Origin of the sequence: Amycolatopsis sp. cg9 (assembly GCF_041346945.1) — a bacterium.
Taxonomy (GTDB): Bacteria; Actinomycetota; Actinomycetes; order Mycobacteriales; family Pseudonocardiaceae; genus Amycolatopsis.
Window position 1 is genome coordinate 3,231,471 of the sequence record NZ_CP166850.1, and the last position, 18,324, is coordinate 3,249,794.

Below are 18,324 nucleotides of genomic sequence, written 5' to 3' on the forward strand. Positions count from 1 at the left end.
AGGCATACCTGAAGACGTCGCGAGGCAGGCTGGGCCCCATCGGGAGCGCCCCCTGGACAGACCGCGCCGTTCGGGCTAGACTGCCTCTTTGCGCTGCCCTCTTTCAGGCTGCCCGGAGCCGGTAGTTAGGATAGTGGGCACACGGCACCCTTGACAGTCGCTCATAGCTGTTGCTATGGCGGCCGTCACCGCTCATTGTCCCCGGAAGGACGCATCTTGGCAGTCTCTCCCGCGAACCAGGCCACTGCTGCGACCACCTCGGCTGAATCTCGCTCGGAGTCCACGGGAATCCCCGGCGCGCCCAAGCGGGTTTCCTTCGCAAAGATTCGCGAACCGCTCAGCACCCCCAACCTGCTCGACGTCCAGATCCAGTCGTTCCAGTGGTTCACCGGGGACGAAGCGTGGTTCGAACGCCGTGTCGAAGAAGGTGAAGAAAACCCGATCGGCGGCCTCGAAGAGGTCCTGAACGAGATCTCCCCGATCGAGGACTTCTCCGGTTCGATGTCCCTGTCCTTCTCCGCCCCGCGCTTCGACGAGGTCAAGGCCTCGATCGAGGAGTGCAAGGACAAGGACATGACGTACGCCGCGCCGCTGTTCGTCACGGCCGAGTTCGTCAACAACAACACGGGCGAGATCAAGAGCCAGACGGTCTTCCTGGGCGACTTCCCGGTGATGACCGACAAGGGCACCTTCATCATCAACGGCACCGAGCGTGTCGTCGTGTCCCAGCTGGTCCGCTCGCCGGGCGTCTACTACTCGAAGGACGTCGACAAGACGACCGACAAGGACGTCTTCAGCGTCCGCGTGATCCCGAGCCGGGGTGCCTGGCTCGAGTTCGACGTCGACAAGCGCGACACCGTCGGCGTCCGCATCGACCGCAAGCGCCGCCAGCCGGTCACCGTGCTGCTGAAGGCGCTGGGCTGGACCACCGAGGCGATCCGCGAGCGCTTCTCCTTCTCGGAGACGCTGCTGGCCACCCTCGAGAAGGACCACACCGCCGGCACCGACGAGGCGCTGCTCGACATCTACCGCAAGCTGCGCCCGGGCGAACCGCCCACGAAGGAGAGCGCGCAGACCCTGCTGGAGAACCTGTTCTTCAAGGCGAAGCGCTACGACCTGGCCAAGGTCGGCCGGTACAAGGTCAACAAGAAGCTGGGCCTCGAGACGCCGTACGACACCGGGACGCTGACCGAAGAGGACATCGTCACCACCATCGAGTACCTGGTCCGGCTGCACGCCGGCGAGGACAAGATGGACGCGGCGAACGGCACCGAGATCCCGGTCGAGACCGACGACATCGACCACTTCGGCAACCGCCGCCTGCGCACCGTCGGCGAGCTGATCCAGAACCAGATCCGGGTCGGTCTCTCCCGCACCGAGCGCGTCGTGCGCGAGCGCATGACCACGCAGGACGTCGAGGCGATCACGCCGCAGACCCTGATCAACATCCGCCCGATCGGCGCGGCGATCAAGGAGTTCTTCGGCACCTCGCAGCTGTCGCAGTTCATGGACCAGAACAACCCGCTGTCGGGCCTGACGCACAAGCGTCGTCTGTCGGCCCTCGGCCCGGGTGGTCTGTCCCGTGAGCGCGCCGGCATGGAGGTCCGGGACGTCCACCCGTCGCACTACGGCCGCATGTGCCCGATCGAGACGCCGGAAGGCCCGAACATCGGCCTGATCGGCTCGCTCTGCTCGTACGCGCGGGTCAACCCGTTCGGCTTCATCGAGACGCCGTACCGCAAGGTCGTCGAGGGCCGGGTCACCGACCAGGTCGACTACCTGACCGCGGACGAAGAGGACCGGTACGTCAAGGCCCAGGCCAACGCGCCGATCTCGGACGACGGCACCTTCGTCGAAGACCGCGTCATGGCCCGCCGCAAGGGTGGCGAGGTCGAGCTGATCGACCCGCTCGACATCGACTACATGGACGTCTCGCCGCGGCAGATGGTCTCGGTCGCGACGGCGATGATCCCGTTCCTCGAGCACGACGACGCGAACCGCGCCCTGATGGGTGCGAACATGCAGCGCCAGGCCGTGCCGCTGCTGCGCAACCAGGCCCCGTACGTGGGCACGGGTGTGGAGCTGCGCGCCGCGGTCGACGCCGGTGACGTGCTCGTCGCCGAGCAGGCCGGCATCGTCGAGGAGCTCTCGGCGGACCTGATCACGATCATGCACGACGACGGCACGCGGAAGAGCTACGGACTGTACAAGTTCCGCCGCTCGAACCACGGCACCTGCTTCAACCACCGCCCGATCGTCAACGAGGGCGACCGGGTCGAGCAGGGTCAGGTCATCGCCGACGGCCCGTCCACCGAGAACGGTGAGATGGCGCTCGGCAAGAACCTGCTCGTCGCGGTCATGCCGTGGGAGGGCCACAACTACGAGGACGCGATCATCCTCTCGGAGCGCCTGGTGCAGGACGACGTCTTGACGTCGATCCACATCGAGGAGCACGAGATCGACGCCCGCGACACCAAGCTGGGCGCCGAGGAGATCACCCGGGACATCCCGAACGTCTCGGAGGAGGTACTGGCCGACCTCGACGAGCGCGGCATCATCCGGATCGGTGCCGAGGTCCGCGACGGCGACATCCTGGTCGGCAAGGTCACGCCGAAGGGCGAGACCGAGCTGACCCCGGAGGAGCGCCTGCTCCGTGCGATCTTCGGCGAGAAGGCCCGCGAAGTCCGCGACACCTCGCTGAAGGTGCCGCACGGCGAGACCGGCAAGGTCATCGGCATCCGCGTGTTCTCGCGCGAGGACGACGACGAGCTGCCCCCGGGCGTCAACGAGCTGGTCCGCGTCTACGTGGCCCAGAAGCGCAAGATCCAGCCGGGCGACAAGCTCGCCGGCCGGCACGGCAACAAGGGTGTCATCGGCAAGATCCTGCCGGTCGAGGACATGCCGTTCATGGAGGACGGCACCCCGGTCGACATCATCCTGAACACGCACGGTGTGCCGCGACGGATGAACATCGGCCAGATCCTCGAGCTGCACCTGGGCTGGCTGGCCTCGCAGGGCTGGACGATCGAGGGCAACCCCGACTGGGCCGCCAACCTGTCCGAGGAGCTCTACGACGTCGCGCCGAACACGAACACCGCGACCCCGGTGTTCGACGGCGCGAAGGAAGAGGAGCTCACCGGGCTGCTCGGCGCGACCAAGCCGAACCGCGACGGCGAGCGCATGGTCAAGGAGAACGGCAAGGCCACGCTGTTCGACGGCCGCTCCGGCGAGCCGTACCCGTACCCGGTGTCCGTCGGCTACATGTACATCCTGAAGCTGCACCACCTGGTCGACGACAAGATCCACGCCCGCTCCACCGGTCCGTACTCGATGATCACGCAGCAGCCGCTGGGTGGTAAGGCGCAGTTCGGTGGCCAGCGCTTCGGTGAGATGGAGTGCTGGGCGATGCAGGCGTACGGCGCCGCCTACACGCTGCAGGAGCTGCTGACGATCAAGTCGGACGACGTGGTCGGCCGCGTGAAGGTGTACGAGGCCATCGTCAAGGGGGAGAACATCCCCGAGCCGGGCATCCCGGAGTCGTTCAAGGTGCTCCTCAAGGAGCTCCAGTCGCTGTGCCTCAACGTCGAGGTGCTCTCCAGCGACGGCGCGGCGATCGAGATGCGCGACTCCGACGACGAGGACCTCGAGCGCGCCGCGGCCAACCTCGGCATCAACCTGTCCCGCAACGAGTCGCCCTCGGTGGACGACGTCGTGCACTGATCGCGAGCTGAGCTGGGCCCGGCCTCCCGCGGGGCCCAGCTCGCCCGCCGACCCCTCTTCTAGCCGATACAACCCCAAGGGGACTTAGACGTGCTGGACGTCAACTTCTTCGATGAGCTCCGCATTGGTCTCGCCACGGCCGACGACATCCGTCAGTGGTCGTACGGCGAGGTCAAGAAGCCGGAGACCATCAACTACCGGACGCTCAAGCCCGAGAAGGACGGCCTCTTCTGCGAGAAGATCTTCGGTCCGACCCGGGACTGGGAGTGCTACTGCGGCAAGTACAAGCGCGTCCGCTTCAAGGGCATCATCTGTGAGCGCTGCGGCGTCGAGGTGACCCGCGCCAAGGTGCGCCGCGAGCGGATGGGCCACATCGAGCTGGCCGCCCCGGTCACCCACATCTGGTACTTCAAGGGTGTTCCGTCCCGCCTGGGCTACCTGCTGGACCTGGCGCCGAAGGACCTCGAGAAGATCATCTACTTCGCTGCTTACGTCATCACGGGCGTGAACACGGAGCTGCGCCACAACGACCTGCCGACCCTCGAGAACGAGATCGGCGTCGAGCGCAAGAACCTCGAGACCAAGCGCGACGCGGACATCGAGGCCCGCGCGCAGAAGCTGGAAGCCGACCTGGCCGAGCTGGAGGCGGAGGGCGCCAAGTCCGACGTCCGCCGCAAGGTCAAGGAGGGCGGCGAGCGCGAGATGCGCCAGCTGCGTGACCGCGCCGGTCGCGAGCTGGACCGCCTCGAGGAGGTCTGGACGACCTTCACGAAGCTCGACACCCGCCAGCTGATCGCCGACGAGCTGCTCTACCGCGAGCTCGTCGACCGCTACGGCGAGTACTTCACCGGCGGCATGGGCGCGGAGGCCATCCAGAAGCTGGCCACCGAGTTCGACGTCGCCGCGGAGGCCGAGAGCCTGCGCGACACGATCCGCAACGGCAAGGGGCAGAAGAAGCTCCGCGCGCTGAAGCGGCTCAAGGTCGTCGCGGCGTTCCAGGCCACCGGCAACGACCCGCGCGGCATGGTGCTCGACGCCGTCCCGGTGATCCCGCCGGACCTGCGCCCGATGGTGCAGCTGGACGGTGGCCGCTTCGCGACCTCCGACCTGAACGACCTGTACCGCCGGGTGATCAACCGGAACAACCGCCTCAAGCGGCTGATCGACCTCGGCGCGCCCGAGATCATCGTCAACAACGAGAAGCGGATGCTGCAGGAGGCCGTCGACGCGCTGTTCGACAACGGCCGCCGCGGGCGTCCGGTCACCGGCCCGGGCAACCGGCCGCTGAAGTCGCTGTCCGACCTCCTCAAGGGCAAGCAGGGCCGGTTCCGCCAGAACCTGCTCGGCAAGCGCGTCGACTACTCGGGCCGTTCGGTCATCATCGTCGGCCCGCAGCTGAAGCTGCACCAGTGCGGCCTGCCGAAGGACATGGCGCTCGAGCTGTTCAAGCCGTTCGTCATGAAGCGGCTGGTCGACCTGAACCACGCGCAGAACATCAAGTCCGCCAAGCGGATGGTGGAGCGCTCGCGGCCGCAGGTGTGGGACGTGCTGGAAGAGGTCATCACCGGCCACCCGGTGATGCTGAACCGCGCGCCGACGCTGCACCGCCTCGGCATCCAGGCCTTCGAGCCGCAGCTGGTCGAGGGCAAGGCCATCCAGCTGCACCCGCTGGTCTGCGAGGCGTTCAACGCGGACTTCGACGGTGACCAGATGGCGGTGCACCTGCCGCTGTCGGCCGAGGCGCAGGCCGAGGCCCGGATCCTGATGCTGTCGGCGAACAACATCCTCTCGCCGGCGTCGGGCCGCCCGCTCGCCATGCCGCGTCTGGACATGGTGACGGGTCTGTTCCACCTGACCCGCCTCAACGAGAAGGCCGAGGGCGCGGGCAACGCGTACTCGTCGCCGGCCGAGGCCATCATGGCGTTCGACCGCAAGGCGCTGGGCCTGCACGCCCCGATCAAGATCCGCGTCACCGACCGTCAGCCGGCGAAGGCCGACGAGGCGCGGCTCGCGGAAAAGGGCTGGGAGCCGGGCAAGGCGTGGCTGGCCGAGACGACCCTGGGCCGCGTGCTGTTCAACGAGCTGCTGCCGGCGGACTACCCGTTCATCAACGAGCCGATGCCGAAGAAGCGTCAGGCCGCGATCGTGAACGACCTCGCCGAGCGGTACTCGATGACCCAGGTCGCGCAGACCCTGGACCGCCTGAAGGACGCCGGGTTCTACTGGGCGACCCGCTCGGGCGTCACCGTCGCCATCTCGGACGTGCTCACCCCGGTGGGCAAGAAGGCCATCCTCGACGAGTACGAGGGCAAGGCCTCCCAGGTGGAGAAGCGCTACCAGCGCGGTCAGCTGTCGCACACCGAGCGCAACAACGAGCTCGTCAAGGTGTGGACGCAGGCCACCGAAGAGGTCCACAAGATCATGGAGACGGCGCTGCCGGACGACAACCCGATCGCCATGATCGTGAAGTCGGGCGCGGCGGGCAACATGACGCAGGTCCGGTCGCTGGCCGGCATGCGTGGCCTGGTGTCGAACCCGAAGGGTGAGTACATCCCGCGTCCGATCAAGGCCAACTTCCGTGAAGGCCTGTCGGTGGCGGAGTACTTCATCGCGACGCACGGTGCCCGGAAGGGTCTGGCGGACACGGCGCTCCGGACCGCCGACTCGGGTTACCTGACCCGGCGTCTGGTGGACGTCTCGCAGGACGTCATCGTCCGCGAGATCGACTGCGGCACGACCCGCGGCATCATGATGCCGATCGGCGAGGACATCGGCGACGGCAAGGTGCTGCGCGACCAGCACGTCGAGACCTCCGTGTACGCGCGGAACCTCGCGACGGACGCGGTGGACGCCAAGGGCAACGTCGTGCTGAACGCGGGTGACGACATCGGCGACCCGGCCATCGAGAAGCTGCTCTCCAGCGGCATCTCGAAGGTCAAGGTCCGCTCGGTGCTGACCTGCGAGTCGGCCGTCGGCATCTGCGCGACCTGCTACGGCCGCTCGATGGCGACCGGTCAGCTCGTCGACGTCGGCGAGGCCGTGGGTATCGTCGCGGCCCAGTCGATCGGTGAGCCGGGTACGCAGCTGACGATGCGTACGTTCCACCAGGGTGGTGTCGCCGGTGACGACATCACGACCGGTCTGCCCCGTGTCCAGGAGCTCTTCGAAGCTCGGGTCCCGAAGGGCAAGGCGCCGATCGCCGACGTCGATGGCCGCGTGCGCATCGAGGAGAGCGAGCGGTTCTGGAAGATCACGCTGATCCCGGACGACGGCGGCGAAGAGATCGTCTTCGACAAGCTGTCCAAGCGTCAGCGGCTCGCGAACACCCCGAACGGCCCGCTGGGCGACGGCGACCACGTCAACGTCGGCCAGCAGCTGCTCGAGGGCACGCCGGACCCGCACGAGGTCCTGCGGGTCATGGGGCCGCGCGAGGCGCAGATGCACCTGACGGACGAGGTCCAGAAGGTGTACCGGGCGCAGGGTGTGTCGATTCACGACAAGCACATCGAGGTCATCGTGCGGCAGATGCTGCGCCGCGTGACGATCATCGACTCCGGTGCGACGGACTTCCTCCCGGGCGAGCTGCCCGAGCGGACCAAGTTCGAGGCGACGAACCGCGCCGCGGTCGCCGAAGGCGGCGAGCCGGCTTCGGGCCGCCCGGTGCTGATGGGGATCACGAAGGCGTCGCTGACCACGGACTCGTGGCTGTCGGCGGCCTCGTTCCAGGAGACCACGCGAGTCCTGACCGACGCGGCCATCAACGGCCGCTCGGACAAGCTCGTCGGCCTCAAGGAGAACGTGATCATCGGTAAGCTGATCCCGGCCGGTACGGGCATCAACAAGTACCGCAACATCCAGGTGCAGCCGACGGAAGAGGCCCGGGTCGCGGCGTACGCGATCCCGTCCTACGACGACGGCTACTACACCCCGGACGTGTTCGGTACGGGCACCGGTGCCGCGGTCCCGCTGGACGACTACGACTTCGGCCGCGACTTCCGCTGAAGCTGAGTCACGAGAAAGGCCCCTGCCGGGTTTCCGGCGGGGGCCTTTCTCGTTCCCGGGCTCAGCGCGGCGCGTGGCGGGTCACCGGGAAGTCGAAGTACGTGTCCGGGAACGGCTCGTCGTTCAGCGTGTAGTGCCACCACTCCTCGGGCAGGTTCCGGAACCCCGCCGCGGCCATCGTGGTCCGCAGCAGGTCGCGGTGCTCCCTCGCGACGCCCGTGATCGCCGGGTTGTCGGTGTGGGCCAAGGGGTCGAAGCAGTCGTAGCCCGTGCCCATGTCGACCGTGTTGTCCGGGAAGCGCTGGTCGCGCGGGGCGAAGCACGGCTCGAGCGGCTCGCCCGGGACGTACGGCCGCTGGAACCGCGCCGGGAGCCGCACGATCGTCAGGTCGATCGTGCTGCCGCGGCTGTGCCCGGACTTCTCCGCGATGTAGCCGTCGGCGAAGAGCCGGTCCTTGGCGACGTTCGGGTAGAACTCGGCCTTCATCTTCTCGTCGGCGAGGTCCTTCGCCCACCGGACGAAGCGGTCGACCGCGCGCTGCGGCCGGTAGCAGTCGTAGACCTTGAGGGTGTAGCCCTGCTTCCGCAGCCGCTGCTGGGCCTTCCGCAGGCCGTCGGCGGCCTGGCGGGTCACGATGCAGCTGGGGGCGAGGTAACCGTCGACGCGCCGGCCGACGAAGTCGTGCTGCGTGGCGTAGCGGATGTCCTGCAGGATGGAAGGAGCGGCGTCGGACAGCGCGACGAAGCTCGTGGACGTGGCTTGGGCCGCGCTGGGGACGGCGAGGGCCGCGGCGGCGGCGAGGGTGACGGCGGCGAGCGCCCGGAAGATCGGCATGCCTCTCGTTTAGCACCTCCGACGCCGGACATTCAGCCGCCTTTCGGGCAGCACTTCGGGATCCGTAACGGCCGGTAGCCGCGCCGTTGTCGGCAAATCTCTCGTCCCCGGCGCCGCGGCCGGGTGGCGAAGATGGGCCGTGGCTGACTCTGTGCCCTTCACGGACAACTTCTCGGACCTCTCCAACACGCAGGGGTACCAGTTCGAGTTCCGCTGCGAGCGCTGCGGGAACGGCTTCCGCTCCGCGTTCCAGCGCGACAACGTCGAGACCGGGCGAAGCGTGCTTCGCGCCGTCGGCTCGTTCTTCGGCGGTACGCTCCGCGACCTGAGCAACTCGGCCGACCAGTGGCGCTACGACCGCGCGACGAACTCGCCGGCCAAGGACAAGGCGCTGGCCGCCGCCGTCCAGGAAATCACCCCCAGCTTCCGCCAGTGCCGCGGCTGCGGCGACTGGATGTGCCACGACCAGTGCTGGAACGAGGAGATCGGCCAGTGCCTGCGCTGCTCGCCGAGCGTCGCGGAGGAGATCTCGCGCGCCCAGGCGTCGGCCCAGCGCGACCAGATCTGGGACAAGGCCCGCGAAAAGGACTGGACCTCCGGCCTCGACCTCGACACCCGCGCCAAGGTCACCTGCCCCGGCTGCGGCCTCAAGGCCGACGGCGGCAAGTTCTGCTCGTCCTGCGGCACTTCCCTGGCCCTGAAGGTCCGCTGCGGCGGCTGCGGGAGCGAGGGCAACAAGCCGGGAGCGCTGTTCTGCTCGGACTGCGGCAGCAAACTCTGACCGAAGTTCCCGGCACTTCACAACGAATCCATAACGAGCAGCCCCGGCGTTCAGGCGCCGGGGCTGCGCCATTGTGACCAACCGTGACACCTCCGGTTGGTCTAGACGTTCTGCTCACCCATTCGGCCTAGCGGAACTCGTCAACTCGGCCCACCTCGTGGGAGTTTCACCCGATCGGGTCGGGTCTCATTCTTTGATCACGGCTGGACGCTCCGCCCGCTTGACGCGAACATTTCGCCCGTGCCCGCCGAGGGTCGGTGGGCAGCGCTTTCCGTTGTGTCCCAACGGTTCCGTGGTGAACCGGCGATTCAACGCGCCCATTTTCGCGCGAGAACAGGGAGAACCATGCGATCAAGTCCGTTGCGTCCGGGCCGGTGGCGAAAGGTGGTGACCGGCGCCGCGGCACTCGCCCTCGCGGTCGGTGCGGTCACGTACACCGGTTCGTCCACCGGCGCGTACGCCGACGTCCAGACCATCACCGACGCGAAGACCGCGGCCGACGGCAAGCAGTACTGGGTGCAGAACCACCTGGTCACCAAGGGCCTCGCCGCCCAAGCGCGTTCGGCGGGTGGCACGCCCAAGAAGTGGCTGCTCGTCTGGGCCGGTGACGAGAACATCGCCGACACGCTCGTCAAGGACGTCAAGAACCTGCCGGGCACGCTCGGCGGCGGGCTCAACAAGATCAAGAACGCCCTGCCGGGGCCGGACTTCCTCGCCGTGATCGACGCGACGCAGGGTTCGCCGACCTACGGCAAGGTCGTCAACACCGCCACCGTCGGGCCGCTCGTCGAGAACGAGCCGCACCACATGCAGTACGTGTGGCACAAGGGCGACACCATCTACGCCGGCGCGCTGTTCGCCGCGGCGACGTACGCCTTCGACGTCAGCGCGCTGCCGCAGCTGAAGCTCAAGGGCGTCAGCCTGCCGACGAACACGCTCGGCGGGTCGGTCCCGGACGCCTACTGGGTGCTCAAGGACGGCACGGCGTACGGCACCTACATGGGCGGCCCGGTTGTCCCCGGCCCGCACGCCTACGCGGACGGTTCCACGCAGATCGGCAACGGCTTCGCGGGCAGCCCCGGCGAGGTCGTCCACTTCGGACAGAACGCCGAAGTGCTTTCCGAGTCCCCGGCGGCGACCCCGCAGGGTGACAACCAGAAGCTCTGCGACAACCTGCCGCAGCTGGGCAAGCCGACCTGCGCCAACCCGCACGGGATCCAGGCCCGCGAGGACCTGAACACGCTCGTCACGTCCGACTACGCCGAGCCGCGCAACATCATCCTCGACCCGGTGAAGCAGCCGTCGCCGTACCTGCGGCGGCCGACCGTGCGGACCTGGGACATCTCCGACCGCAACCACCCGAAGCTGAAGTCGGTGTCGTACCTGCAGGACGGCCCGCGTGCCGATCCCGCCGACCCGCTGCACGCCGAGAGCCGCGCGGTCATGGAGACCACGGTGACGAACCTGCCGGGGCACAAGGGCGCGTTCGCCCAGACCATGCAGGGCGGCGCGGTGTTCTACACGCCGGACATCACCGCGGCCGAGCCGCACTGGATCGAGGTGTTCGACGACGGCGCCGCGAACAAGTCCATCTACGCCAACAACGACTCGAACGGCGCCAGCTCCAACGGCGGCTGGATCCAGACGAGCCCGGACGACAAGTACCTCTACCGCGCGATCGTCGGGCGGCAGAAGGGCACCCTCTCGGCCGACGACCCCGGCACCACCGGTGGCGTCTACGTCCTCGACATCCAGAAGCTGCTCGCCGCCGGCGACAAGGTCGAGGACATCCAGGGCCGGGTCGACACCAAGGCGAAGGCGCAGCAGGGCGGGGGCGGCGACCTGCCGACCGTCGTCGGCGCGGCACCGATCAACCCCGGCACGCCGGGCGCGGGCCCGCACTGGGGCGCCTACGACAACTGGGCGCTCGGCAGCGACGGTTTCTACCACGAAACCGACACGCCGCAGCACCTCGCGGTGTCGAACTACTTCGTCGCGCGGTCCGGTTTGGACGGTGACCACAAGGTCAACCTGCTGAACCTGGGGCCGGACGGGAAGGTCGCGGTCGACCAGAACTTCCGGGACGAGTTCACCGGGCAGGTCGGCATCAACTTCAACCGCAAGTCGTGGCCGCACGGGGACTTCGGCAACGCCAAGCCGCACTCCGAGCTGTTCGTGGTCGCGGACGCCGACATCAAGTAGCCGACCGCGGGCGGGGTCGTCCGCGACCCCGCCCGCTTCTCCTCGGAAGGTCCCGATGGAACACGACCACTCCGCGTCCACCGGTTCGTCCACTGTGGACATCTTGGCGCTGGTGCTCCGGCTGGCCCTGTTGCTGTCCACGGCGTTCCTCGCCGGCGGTGGCCTCCTGCGGCCGCCGGGGCAGCGGCCGCCGCGCACGCTGTACGTCCTCGGCGGGGTTTCGGCGCTGCTCGCCGTGGTGTCGGCCTTCGCCGTCGACGTCAACGTGGTCGCGCTGGCGATCCACGTCGTGCTGGCGGTGGCGGTGCCGCTCCTCCCGCGGGCCACCCGCTGGACGTCGGCCGCGCTGCTGGCGCTCGTCGTGCTGGAGACGTCGCTCGGCGGCACCGGCGTCGAGTTCGCGATCGACACGGTGTTCGTCGCCGGGGCGGCCGTGTGGTTCGGCTTCGCGCTGCTCGGACCGGCGACGACGGCAGCCGTCCGGCCCGGGCCCCTCGCGCTCACCCTCGGCGGTCTGCTGGTCCTGGCCGGCGCCGTCCGGTTCGGGCTGTCCGGCCTCGGCTTCGACCGGCGGCTCTACTCGACGCTCTTCGGGCTCGCGGTGGTCGCCGTCGTGGTGCTTCCGGTCGTGGTGAGCGTGCTGGCCGGGGTCTTCAACGCTCGCGCTTACCGGTTGGGCGTGCTCGGCGTCGCGCTCGGGTTCCTCGCGTGGAGCGCGCTCGGCGCGATCCCGGCACCCCCGCCGCTGCCCGTGCCGGGCGTGCCGCTGCTCGCCGACGACGCCGGGTTCCCGGTGCTGGTCAGCCCGCAGCGGCCGGGGCGCAACGTCGTCCACTTCCCGGCGAGCGCGGGCGGCGACCTGTCCGCCGGCGTGCGCGGCGGCCTGGTCTCCCCGGCCGTCGCGCGGCCCGGGGCCGAGGGCACGTGGGCCGAGGTCGAGCTGCCGCCCGGCCGCAGCGACCTCGAGATCCGCCGCGGCGACCGCACCACGGTCGTCGAGGTCGACGCGGGGACCGCGGCCGGCCCGGCGATCACCGACGCCGACGCGCCGGAGTGCGCTTCGGCCGCGCTCGGCGGCCTGGTCGCCGGCCGCGCCGACGTGCTGAGCGCCTGCCCGTCCGACGCGCTGACGCCGGAAGACGGGGAAGCGCTGGTCAAGCTGGTCGAGTTCCTCGCCGGGCGCAAGCCGGCCGCGCTCACGCTGGTCGAGGACGACTCACCGCGCGGAGTCGCGGCCGCGAAGCTGGTGCGGGAAACCGCGGCGCGCACGGGACTCGCCGTGCGGCCGGATGCCGGGCCCGACACCGCCCTCGTCGTCGTCTCCGGCTGGGCCGCCGGGTACACGGCGATGACGCGGGCCGCCGAGCTGCAACGCCTCGAACCCACCCACCAGTACGGGCTGTACCTGGCCCCGTGGCTGCTGAACGGGCCGATCGTCAACGCCGTGGCGAGCGCTTCGCTGCCGCTGCGGTTCGACCCGCGGGAGGCGACCGCGGTCGGGTACGCCGTGGCGGTCGGCAACCGCTTCGGCGGCGAAAGCCCGACCCTCGGCGGCTTCCGGAACTGGCTCGGTGCCGGCGGTGCCGCCGCGGGCGACGTCCAGATCTTCGCCGCCGCCCAGGTCAACGCCATGCCGATGTACCCCACCGAACCCCACGCCACCGGAATGGTGATGGACCGCGACTACGCGGGCCAGTGGGTCCCCGACGGAACCATCGTGCCGATCACGTCGGTTCTCCGCTGAAAACCCTGCAAGGAAAGGAAAAACGCATGAAGCGTCTTGCTGCCCGCGTGCTGCTGCCGCTCGTCGCGGCGACGGCGTTCACGGGCCTGGCCGCGGGCGTCGCCAGTGCCGACCCGACCGACGGTTCCGTCTGGCTCGTGCCCGGCGTCGACCTCGGCAGCGTGCTCGGGCCGATCGGCCAGCCGGTCGACCTGCTCGCCCCCGTCTTCGACCTGATCACCGCTGTTTCCTGAAAGGCAGAAAACCCATGAAGAAGACCCTCGCTCGCGCGGCCGGTGCCGCGGTCCTCGCCGGTGCCGCCCTGTTCGCCGCGGCCGGCCCGGCGCTCGCGGCCGACGCCCCCGGCGTCGTCGTGGTCGACGAGCCGGACACCAGCGGCCTGAACAACATCTGGACGTTCGCCCCGCTCGGCGTCCCGGTGCTCGGCCTCATCCAGTCGGTCAACGGCGTCCCCGGCAAGCTCCTGCCCTCCTTCTGACCCGCGGGCGGCCCCCGCACCCCGGGGGCCGCCCCCTTCCCTCGGAGTCCCCATGAACCGGCAGCTGATCGGCAGGCTCGGCATCGCGGTGATCGCGATCGCGGCGGTGACCGCCGGCATCTTCATCCTCGGCGACGACGGCTCGTCCCCGCCGGCCCCGGCGGTCGCCGTGGTGGGGGAGCCGTCGCTGTCGTCCGTCCCGCCGCGCACGGTCATGGCGACGGCGACGTACACCTCGACCCCGCCGGCGCCGTCCGGCTACCAGGTGACCTACGAGCTGGCGGGCACCGGCACGGCGACGGTCGTCTACGACTCGAACGGCCTCGGCCTGGTCCACCAGGAGCTCGAAGTCCCGTTGCCGTGGCGGAAGGAGCTCAGCTGGGCTTCGGCCGGGTCGGTGCAGCTGCTCGGGCAGGGGAGTGGCGCGGTGGAGTGCCGCATCTCCCTCGGCGGCCGCGTGGTGACGGCCCAGAAGGCGGCGCCCGGCGAGGTCGCCGCGTGCACCGGACGGCTCAGCTGAGGGCCTTCGCGAACCAGTGCTCGGCGAACTGCCCGTCGTTGAAGGGGGCGACCTCGTCGTAGCCGATCTTCGCGTAGAGCGCGCGGGCTTCGACGAGGTCGTGGCGGGTGTCGAGCCGCATGAGCGCCGAGCCGAGCCCGCGGGCGGCTTCCTCGGCGGCCGCCACCAGCGCGGGGCCGCCGCCGGTGCCGCGGTGGGCCGGCTTGATGAAGACCTTCGTCAGCTCGGTGATCCCGGGCTCGACGACGCGCGTCCCGGCGCACCCCGCGACTTCGCCGTCCCGCCTGCCGACGAAGAACGCCCCGGTGGGCGGCACCAGATCGGTGCCGGGCGCCTCGGCGACGTAGTGCGTGAGCTCGGCTTCGGTGACCGGGCGCCCGAAGTAGCGCGAAGCGACTTCGTCCATGTACTCGCGCATGATCGCGACGGCGTCGGGGTGGGCCACGTCGATCCGGGTGATCGTCCAGTTCACGTACCCATCCTGGGGACGCTGTCCAGCGAATTCGCCCGGCCACCGGCACCATGGGGACATGACGACTGTCACGAAGCGCCTAGCGGTGGTGGCCGTCCTGCTGATCACGGTGGGCGCGGTCCTGCTGTCGGTGGGCGCGATCGGCTTCCGGGCGACGTCCGACCAGCCCGACGCCAACATCGGCGCGGGGTTCGCCCTGCTGGCCGGCCCCTACGTGGTGGGACTGGGCCTGGTGTTCGCGTTGTCGGCGGGCTTGACCCACCTCACGACGCGCCGTCGCTGACGCCCCACAGCCCTTCGGGCAGCCGGTCGGCCAGGTCGGCGAGGTAGCCGGCCTCGGCGACGACGTTCTGCCGCGTCGCGCAGCCCTGCGCCCAGGTCCGCGCCGAGCCGTGCGCCACGACGACGTCGCGCCCGGCGAAGCGCGGGTTCGCGGCCAGCCACCGGGACAGCTCGGCCGCCAGCCGCGGGGCCGACGGCACCGCCACGCCCTGCCCCGCGGTGATGCGCACCTCCGGGCTCGGGGGCACCTGCACCTGCGTGACGTGGATGTCGCGGAAGTACGTGTGGTCGTCGAAGTGCCGGTACGGCTCCTGGGCGTCGACGGCGATCACCGCCCGGTCGCGGTGGCGGAACTCGACCCACGTCGTGTGGGTGCTCCCGGCCAGCGGGCGGCCGCTCGGGTGGAGCACCCCGAAGGTCGGCACCGCCCGCGCGTCACTGGGGACGCCGCTGTCGAAGGTGCCGCCGCGCTCGGCCGCGAAGGCCTTGAACCAGTGCTCCTTGCGGCTTTCGACGAACTTCGTGTGCGAGCGCCACCAGATCGCCCCCGCCGCCGCGAACACCGCGGCGATCAGGACGATCACCACCACCAAGAGCATCAGAAGTCCAGGTCCTCGCGGGTCTCGTCGTCGGATTGGTTCCGGCCGGTCTCGCCGTAGTCGCTCGCCTTCTTGGCGTTCTTGACGTGGCTGTTGAGCTTGCCGAGGTGGTCGTTGAGCGTCTTCGCCGGGTTGTCGCCGGGCTTGGCCGGGTTGAACCCGAAGACGCCCTTGGCGGCCGCCTCCCCGCCCTTCTGCGCGATCTCGGACAGGGCGTTCTTCCCGGCCCGCTTGCCGATCATGCCCTCGGCGCCCTTGAGCTTGTCGACCAGGCCCATGCCCGCGTCGCGCTGCCCGATCTCGGCCAGCTTCTTCGCGGTCTTGCCCTCGGTGAACACCTTGCCGAGCTTCGTCGCCGCCAGCTTGGCCTTCATCTTCTGCAGCCAGTCGAGGATCTTCTGCAGCAGCTCGCGGACCTTCGAGACCTTCTTCGTCGTCTTCGCGGCGGTCGTGCCGAGCTTGACCTCCGATGCCGTGCCGGCGGTCGCGACCGACGCCCCGCAGCTGGGCACCGCGGCCGCCAGCGCCGGGATCCAGATCATGATCAGCCAGGTGACCAGCTCGGTGAGGATCGCCTTGATCAGGTCCTCGATGAAGCTCATCAGCATGCTGCTCAGCTGCAGCATCTGCGCCATGTCGCCGGACTTCGCGGAGACGCCGCCGATGCCGTGGGCGAACTCGCCCAGCGACTTGCGCGCCGCGTCGCCGGCGTCGCCCTTCCAGTCCGCCAGCGACGTGTCGGCGACCTCGGCGAAGTTCTTCGCCAGCTGGTCCAGCCCGGTCGCGATGGCGTTGAAGTTGTCGGCCGCGATCCCGAGCGCCGGCCCGTCGCCGCTGACGAAGTGGATCGCGTCCTGGATCGGCTGGACGGCGCCGATCAGGAAGTTCAGCCCCTGCCCGACGAGCCAGCCGAGCGGGTCGGTGGCGATGTCGGTGATGGTGCTCGCGCTCGACTGGATGAAGGACGCCGTGTCGGTCGCGATCGTGCCCAGCCCGAGGGCGATGTCGACGCCGTCCGGGTGCGGCGCGGTGGCGGCCTTGGCCACCGAGACGACGTCCTTGCCCACGGTGACGGCGCTGCCGACGAACGGGGTCGCCTTGACCGCGTTGTCGACGTTCACCCCCAGCACCGTGTTCGGGTCGTCGCTCTTGACGCTGACGCCGCTCGCGACGTCCTGGAACTCCGCCATCCTCGTGGCCCCCTCAGGGCTTCTTCGGGCCGTCGAGCAGGACCTCGACCTGCCCGAAGAAGGCCTTGTGGTCGTCTTCGGTGCCCTGGTAGACGTTCGCCGCGTCGGTGAACTTGCCCTGCGCCGACGTCAGGCCCTCGGCCATCGACGCCAGCAGGTCGCGCAGCTCGTGCAGCGTTTCGTCGTACCCGTGCTTGGTGAACAGGCCCACCACGCCCCACGACTTGTCGCCGACATCGGCCTGGCCGACCTTCTCGGTGAACTTCGCGCCTTGGTCCTTGTACTTGCCGAGCACGCCGACGTACTTCCGCAGCGCGTCGACCTCGACCTGGTAGCCGCCGGTCCCGTCGGGCATCAGTCCTCCTCATCGAACAGGTTCCGCAGGAAGGTGTCGCCCGCGGACCCACCGGCCGCCGGCGGTGCCGGGGGCGGCGTGGGGTCAGTGGCGCTGTCGGACGGCCGCAGCACCCGCTCCTCCGAGAAGTCCTCCGGCGCGGCCGGCCGCTCGCGGGCCGGCGTCTCGTCCGCCAGCTTCGACCGCATTTCTTCGACGGTGGTTCCGAACGCTTCCGCCTGCGTCTCCAGGACCTGGTCGACCAGGCCGAGGTCGTCGCCGAGGTGCTCCTGGACGAGCACGGCCTGCCGCCGGGCCGCCTCGCCGACCGCCTCCCGCAGCGTCGCCATCAGGGCCGCGGACAGCGCCTGCGGGCCCTTCGCCAGCGCGGCGTCGGTGAACTTGACGTCGAGGACCGCGCCGCCCGGCCCGGTGACCACGGTCACCCCGCCGTCCGGCGACGACGCGCCCGCCCGCAGCTCGGACAGCTGCTGCTGCATCGCGCCGAGACCGGCGAACCGGTCGTCGACGTTCCGGATGCTCGACTGGAACCGCTCGAACTCGGTCACCAGCTGCTCGAACTCGGCCGCCATGCCGCTCGTCCCCTCCCGATCGCGTGTCTGCCCATCGTGACCCTTCGACGGCGGTGTGACGCACGGAACGGCCGATCCGATCCCACTGCATCACCCGGTCGGGTAATGGGTAGGTTTCCGGCCGCAAGGGGAAGCAGGGAAGAACGCTAGGAGTGTGTGATGACCAGCAGCGAAGGGGCCGACCGGCCCGACGAGGAGCCGAAGTCGACGGGGAGCCACGCGGCGCCCGAGGGGGCCGGCGTGCACCCGCTGATCGACCTCTCGCGCGACCCGAACCCGGGCAAGCCCGACCACGCGAAGCCCGAAGAGGACTGACGCGCCACCCGCCGTCCGGCCGCGCGGTCTGCCGTCTTGAATGACTCATCCAGGTCTTCGGAGGTCCTGGATGAGTCGTTCAAGACCGCCGGACCGGCGCCGCGGGACCGCCGGAACATCCCGCGGTCCGCGTGCGTTGAGAACACCGTCGGGGGAGAAGCGCGAGCCGGGAAGTGCGGCCGCCACACCGGGGCGACCGTACTGCGGAACATTCCCCGGCCGGGCGGTGCCGAGAGGTAGGCTGGTCGTTCGCCGAC

Annotated in this window: 16 protein-coding genes; 10 read left to right on the forward strand and 6 right to left on the reverse strand. The window is 69.7% G+C overall.

Annotated features, from left to right (window positions below):
• Positions 1-216: 216 nt before the first annotated feature.
• Both AB5J73_RS15505 and AB5J73_RS15510 read left to right on the forward strand, forming a co-directional pair.
• Positions 217-3,720, forward strand: a complete 3,504-nt coding sequence (locus AB5J73_RS15505; protein WP_370970404.1) for a DNA-directed RNA polymerase subunit beta — start codon at positions 217-219, stop codon at positions 3,718-3,720.
• Positions 3,721-3,810: 90 nt separating this feature from the next.
• The gene (locus AB5J73_RS15510) at positions 3,811-7,722 is read left to right on the forward strand and encodes a DNA-directed RNA polymerase subunit beta' (RefSeq protein WP_370970405.1); all 3,912 of its coding nucleotides are present in this window, start codon (positions 3,811-3,813) and stop codon (positions 7,720-7,722) included.
• 61 nt (positions 7,723-7,783) lie between these two features.
• Here the strand turns inward: AB5J73_RS15510 and AB5J73_RS15515 are convergent, their stop codons facing one another.
• Positions 7,784-8,557: a M15 family metallopeptidase gene (locus AB5J73_RS15515; RefSeq protein ID WP_370970406.1), complete on the reverse strand. Its 774-nt coding sequence runs from the start codon at positions 8,555-8,557 to the stop codon at positions 7,784-7,786.
• 139 nt (positions 8,558-8,696) lie between these two features.
• Here AB5J73_RS15515 and AB5J73_RS15520 point away from each other — a divergent pair, with 139 nt between their 5' ends.
• The 6 genes from AB5J73_RS15520 to AB5J73_RS15545 all read left to right on the forward strand — a co-directional run bounded on the left by AB5J73_RS15520 (position 8,697) and on the right by AB5J73_RS15545 (position 14,282).
• Positions 8,697-9,338 (forward strand): zinc ribbon domain-containing protein, encoded by a 642-nt coding sequence (locus AB5J73_RS15520; protein ID WP_370970407.1) that lies wholly within the window; start codon positions 8,697-8,699, stop codon positions 9,336-9,338.
• Positions 9,339-9,683: 345 nt separating this feature from the next.
• Complete coding sequence (locus AB5J73_RS15525) at positions 9,684-11,540, forward strand: hypothetical protein (RefSeq protein ID WP_370970408.1); 1,857 nt, start codon at positions 9,684-9,686, stop codon at positions 11,538-11,540.
• A gap of 55 nt (positions 11,541-11,595) precedes the next feature.
• A complete protein-coding gene (locus AB5J73_RS15530; protein ID WP_370970409.1) occupies positions 11,596-13,284 on the forward strand; it encodes a hypothetical protein in 1,689 nt (562 codons plus the stop codon).
• 26 nt (positions 13,285-13,310) lie between these two features.
• Positions 13,311-13,517: a hypothetical protein gene (locus AB5J73_RS15535; RefSeq protein ID WP_290062581.1), complete on the forward strand. Its 207-nt coding sequence runs from the start codon at positions 13,311-13,313 to the stop codon at positions 13,515-13,517.
• A 14-nt stretch (positions 13,518-13,531) separates the two neighbouring features.
• Positions 13,532-13,762 carry a hypothetical protein gene (locus AB5J73_RS15540; protein ID WP_370970410.1) on the forward strand — a complete coding sequence of 77 codons (231 nt, stop codon included), beginning with the start codon at positions 13,532-13,534 and terminating at the stop codon, positions 13,760-13,762.
• Between the two features lie 52 nt (positions 13,763-13,814).
• The gene (locus AB5J73_RS15545) at positions 13,815-14,282 is read left to right on the forward strand and encodes a hypothetical protein (protein ID WP_370970411.1); all 468 of its coding nucleotides are present in this window, start codon (positions 13,815-13,817) and stop codon (positions 14,280-14,282) included.
• Here AB5J73_RS15545 and AB5J73_RS15550 read toward each other — a convergent pair.
• Positions 14,275-14,754: a GNAT family N-acetyltransferase gene (locus AB5J73_RS15550; protein WP_370970412.1), complete on the reverse strand. Its 480-nt coding sequence runs from the start codon at positions 14,752-14,754 to the stop codon at positions 14,275-14,277. The two genes, AB5J73_RS15545 and AB5J73_RS15550, sit on opposite strands and share 8 nt — an antisense overlap.
• Positions 14,755-14,812: 58 nt before the next feature.
• Here AB5J73_RS15550 and AB5J73_RS15555 point away from each other — a divergent pair, with 58 nt between their 5' ends.
• A complete protein-coding gene (locus AB5J73_RS15555) occupies positions 14,813-15,037 on the forward strand; it encodes a hypothetical protein (protein ID WP_257921863.1) in 225 nt (74 codons plus the stop codon).
• Here the strand turns inward: AB5J73_RS15555 and AB5J73_RS15560 are convergent.
• From AB5J73_RS15560 to AB5J73_RS15575, 4 genes are read right to left on the reverse strand one after another with little or no spacing between them, the layout of a single operon-like run.
• Positions 15,018-15,635: a hypothetical protein gene (locus tag AB5J73_RS15560; RefSeq protein WP_370970413.1), complete on the reverse strand. Its 618-nt coding sequence runs from the start codon at positions 15,633-15,635 to the stop codon at positions 15,018-15,020. The genes AB5J73_RS15555 and AB5J73_RS15560 overlap by 20 nt on opposite strands.
• A complete protein-coding gene (locus AB5J73_RS15565; RefSeq protein ID WP_370970414.1) occupies positions 15,635-16,825 on the reverse strand; it encodes a hypothetical protein in 1,191 nt (396 codons plus the stop codon). The genes AB5J73_RS15560 and AB5J73_RS15565 overlap by 1 nt, the downstream gene beginning before the upstream one ends.
• A gap of 13 nt (positions 16,826-16,838) precedes the next feature.
• Complete coding sequence (locus AB5J73_RS15570; RefSeq protein WP_086857725.1) at positions 16,839-17,180, reverse strand: hypothetical protein; 342 nt, start codon at positions 17,178-17,180, stop codon at positions 16,839-16,841.
• Positions 17,180-17,752, reverse strand: coding sequence for a YbaB/EbfC family nucleoid-associated protein (locus tag AB5J73_RS15575; RefSeq protein WP_370970415.1), 573 nt, complete (start codon positions 17,750-17,752; stop codon positions 17,180-17,182). The genes AB5J73_RS15570 and AB5J73_RS15575 overlap by 1 nt, the downstream gene beginning before the upstream one ends.
• Before the next feature lie 159 nt (positions 17,753-17,911).
• Here AB5J73_RS15575 and AB5J73_RS15580 point away from each other — a divergent pair, with 159 nt between their 5' ends.
• Complete coding sequence (locus tag AB5J73_RS15580; RefSeq protein WP_370970416.1) at positions 17,912-18,067, forward strand: hypothetical protein; 156 nt, start codon at positions 17,912-17,914, stop codon at positions 18,065-18,067.
• Positions 18,068-18,324 lie beyond the last annotated feature (257 nt).